This is a genomic window from Kineococcus indalonis (assembly GCF_009906395.1).
Taxonomy (GTDB): domain Bacteria; phylum Actinomycetota; class Actinomycetes; order Actinomycetales; family Kineococcaceae; genus Kineococcus; species Kineococcus indalonis.
The window spans coordinates 1-3,160 of sequence record NZ_JAAALM010000481.1; the positions used below are offsets into that span (position 1 = coordinate 1).

A 3,160-nucleotide genomic window follows, 5' to 3' on the forward strand; every position below is an offset into this window, starting at 1 on the left:
CCCGGGCCCGCCCCTAGGTTCGAGGGCATGGAGCTGAAGGGTGAGGTGGCGCTCGTCACCGGTGCGGGCAGCGGGCTCGGTGCCGCGATCGCGCGGGAGCTGGCCGCGGCCGGCGCGAGGGTGTGGGTCAGCGACGTGCGGGCCGAGGCGGCCGAGCGCACCGTCGCCGCGATCGCCGAGGACGGCGGCAGCGCCTCGCCGCTGCCGCTGGACGTGGGCGACCCGGTGGCCGTGCAGGCCGCCGTGGCCTCGGTGCGCGAGCAGGACGGCCCCGTGGACGTGCTGGTGAACAACGCCGGCTTCGACGTGTGCACCCCCGTCGAGCACCAGACGCCCGAGCAGGCGCAGCGGGTCGTGGCCACCAACCTGCTCGGCCCGATGTACCTGGTGGCGAACACCTACCCCTCGATGCTGGAGCGCAACCACGGCTACGTGGTGAACACCCTGTCCACGGCGGCGCGGCGGGTGTGGACCGAGGCGTCGGCGTACGCGGCCAGCAAGCACGGCCTGCGCGCCTACACCACCGCGCTGTTCAAGGAGGCCCAGCGCGACTGCAAGCAGCGCCACGGCTCCATCGGCGTGGGCGTCACCGGTCTGATCCCCGGCGGGATGGCCACCCCGTTCGTCACCGACCGCTTCCCCGACGCGGACCTGACGAAGCTGCAGCAGCCCGCCACCGTGGCGCGGGCCCTGATGACGGTGTTCGCCACCTGGCCCGACAGCGTGGTGCCGGAGCTGGCGGTGCTGCCGCCGGGGGAGAGCTCCTGGTGAGCCGCTCAGGCGCCGCCCGGCGCGCGCACCGGCTCCAGCGGTGCCGCCGGCGCGCCCCGCGCCCCGTTCAGCGCGGGGCGCGGGTGCCCAGCACCCGCTGCAGCACCGTGTCCACCGCGAAGCCCAGCGCCAGCGCCACGACGATGCCCACGGCCGCGCCCACCAGGGGCGTGGACCCCACCCACCGCCCGGCCAGGGTGCCGATGAGCGTGGAGTACGTCGCCCACGTCAGCGCCGCCAGCGCGGACAGCCCCACGAAGCGCCGCCGCGGGAACCGCGCGGCCCCCGCGGTGAGGTTCACCGCCACCCGCCCCACCGGCACGTAGCGCGCGGCGAGGATCGCGAACGCCCCGCGCCGCTCGAGCTGGTGGGCGGCGCGGGTGAAGGTGCGCTCCAGGCGCGGGTGCCGGGCGATCCAGGCGCGCAGCGGGGAGTGCCGGCCCAGCGCGTAGGTGAGGTTGTCGCCGGTGAACGCGCCGAGCATCGCGCACGCGGCCAGCAGCACCGGGTGCGGGGAGCCGGTGTCCGCCGAGACCGCCGCCAGCGCGATGACGATCGACTCGCTGGGCAACGGCGGCACGAACGCGTCCAGCGCCGCCAGCGCGGTGAGGGCCGGCAGCACCCACCAGGCCCCCGCGTGGAGCGCCACCAGCTCGTCGACCTGCTCGAACACCGCCCGCTCCCGTCCGCGGCGCCCCGCGGCCGCCCCTCCACCGTGCCACGCGCACCCCGTGCGGCTCGCGCCGGGGCGGGCGGTCAGGACTTGCCGCCCCGGGGGGTGCCCCCCTGGTGGCGCTCGGAGTGCGTGTGGTGCTGGGTCTGCTTCGACGCGCCGTTCGTCACGCCGGCCGCGCTCGGGCTGACGCCCGCCTCGGCGGTGCGGGCCGCGGCCTAGCCCTGCGCGCGGGTGCGCTCGACGGCGATCGTCAGGACCACCCGCACCTGGTCCCGCCCGCCGTACCAGGGGTACGGGGCGCCGGTGTACTTGCGCGACAGCGCCTCGATGTGCTCGGCGCCGCCCTCGGTGGTGGCGGCCACCACCTGCCCGCGCAGCTCGACGTAGCGCGAGGGGTCCTGCGGGTCGGACACGGCGACCGCCACGCGCGGGTCGCGCTCGACGTTGCGCAGCTTCTGGAAGCCCTGCACGGTGTTGACGACGACGTGCTCGCCGTCGGTGTCCACCCAGGTCTGGGTCAGCTGCGGGGAGCCGTCGGGCATGGTCGTGGCCAGGTAGCAGGTGCTCGGCGCGCGCAGCAGCTCGAGCAGGTCGGGGCTCAGGGGCACGGGGTTCCTCCGGGTCGGGGTGGACCGCGCACGCTACGGGCACCCACCCCGACCGGCACCCGGGGACGCTCAGCGCAGCGGCACGCTCACCAGGCGGTCGTCCCCGGGGCGCGGGTCCCCGCGGAAGGTGTTCGAGGTCAGCACCCACAGCGAGCCGTCCGGGCCCACCTCCACGGTGCGCAGCCGCCCCAGCGCCCCGGTGAGGTACTCGTCGGGGGTGCCGGTGGGCCCGTCGGGGTTCAGCGGCACCCGCCACAGCCGCTCGCCGCGCAGCGCCGCCACGTACACCGCGTCCGGGGTCACGGTCAGGCCGCTGGGGGAGGCCTGGTCGGTCGTCCACGTCTGCACCGGCGCCACGAACCGGCCCCCGCCGTCGCCGGCGCCCTCGACCTCCGGCCAGCCGTAGTTGCCGCCGGGCCGGATCACGTTCAGCTCGTCGAAGCGGTCCTGCCCGAACTCGGCGGCGATGAGCCGCCCGGCGGAGTCCCAGCCCAGGCCCTGGGGGTTGCGGTGCCCCAGCGACCACGTCGGGGAGCCGGCGAAGGGGTTGTCCGGGGGGACCGCGCCGTCGGCGGTGATGCGCAGCACCTTGCCGCCCAGCGCGCGGGGGTCCTGGGCCGCGGGCCTGTTCTGCGCGTCGCCGGTGCCCACGTACAGCATCCCGTCGGGGCCGAACGCCAGGCGGCCGCCGTTGTGGGTGGTGCCCTTGGGGATGCCGGTGAGGACGGGACGGGGGTCGGTGAGCCGGTCGGCGGCGAAGGTGTACCGCACGACGCGGTTGTCGTCGCGGGCGGTGAAGTACAGGAACACCTGCCCGTCCTCGGCGAACGTCGGGGAGGCGGCGATGCCGAGCAGGCCGCCCTCCCCGCCGGGCACCACGCCCTCGACGGTGCCGCCCTCGCCGGTGGCGGCCACCCGGGTCAGCGTCCCCGGCCCGGTGCGCACCACCCGCGCCTCGTCGCGCAGGGTGATCAGCGCGGTGCCGTCGGGCAGCACCGCCATGCCCCACGGCACGTCCAGGCCGGTGGTCAGGTCCACCGGGTCGCCGGGGTTGCCGACGGCGGCGGCCACCGCCCCGCCCGGGCCCGGCGCGGCGGGGGCCGGG

4 protein-coding genes are annotated in these 3,160 nt (G+C 76.9%); 1 reads left to right on the plus strand and 3 read right to left on the minus strand.

Annotated elements, in window-relative coordinates; all coding sequences use genetic code 11:
* Nucleotides 1–27: 27 nt before the first annotated feature.
* Entirely contained in the window at nucleotides 28–771 is a 744-nt protein-coding gene (locus GTR00_RS17750) for an SDR family oxidoreductase (RefSeq protein WP_166612905.1), read from the plus strand.
* A 67-nt stretch (nucleotides 772–838) separates the two neighbouring features.
* Here the strand turns inward: GTR00_RS17750 and GTR00_RS17755 are convergent, their stop codons facing one another.
* From GTR00_RS17755 to GTR00_RS17765, 3 genes are all read right to left on the minus strand, one after another.
* Nucleotides 839–1,444 carry a DedA family protein gene (locus tag GTR00_RS17755; RefSeq protein ID WP_166612906.1) on the minus strand — a complete coding sequence of 202 codons (606 nt, stop codon included), beginning with the start codon at nucleotides 1,442–1,444 and terminating at the stop codon, nucleotides 839–841.
* Between the two features lie 218 nt (nucleotides 1,445–1,662).
* Entirely contained in the window at nucleotides 1,663–2,055 is a 393-nt protein-coding gene (locus GTR00_RS17760) for a PPOX class F420-dependent oxidoreductase (RefSeq protein WP_166612907.1), read from the minus strand.
* A gap of 69 nt (nucleotides 2,056–2,124) precedes the next feature.
* Nucleotides 2,125–3,160 (minus strand): PQQ-dependent sugar dehydrogenase (locus tag GTR00_RS17765; protein WP_166612908.1); only part of this gene is annotated, 1,036 nt, incomplete at its 5' end.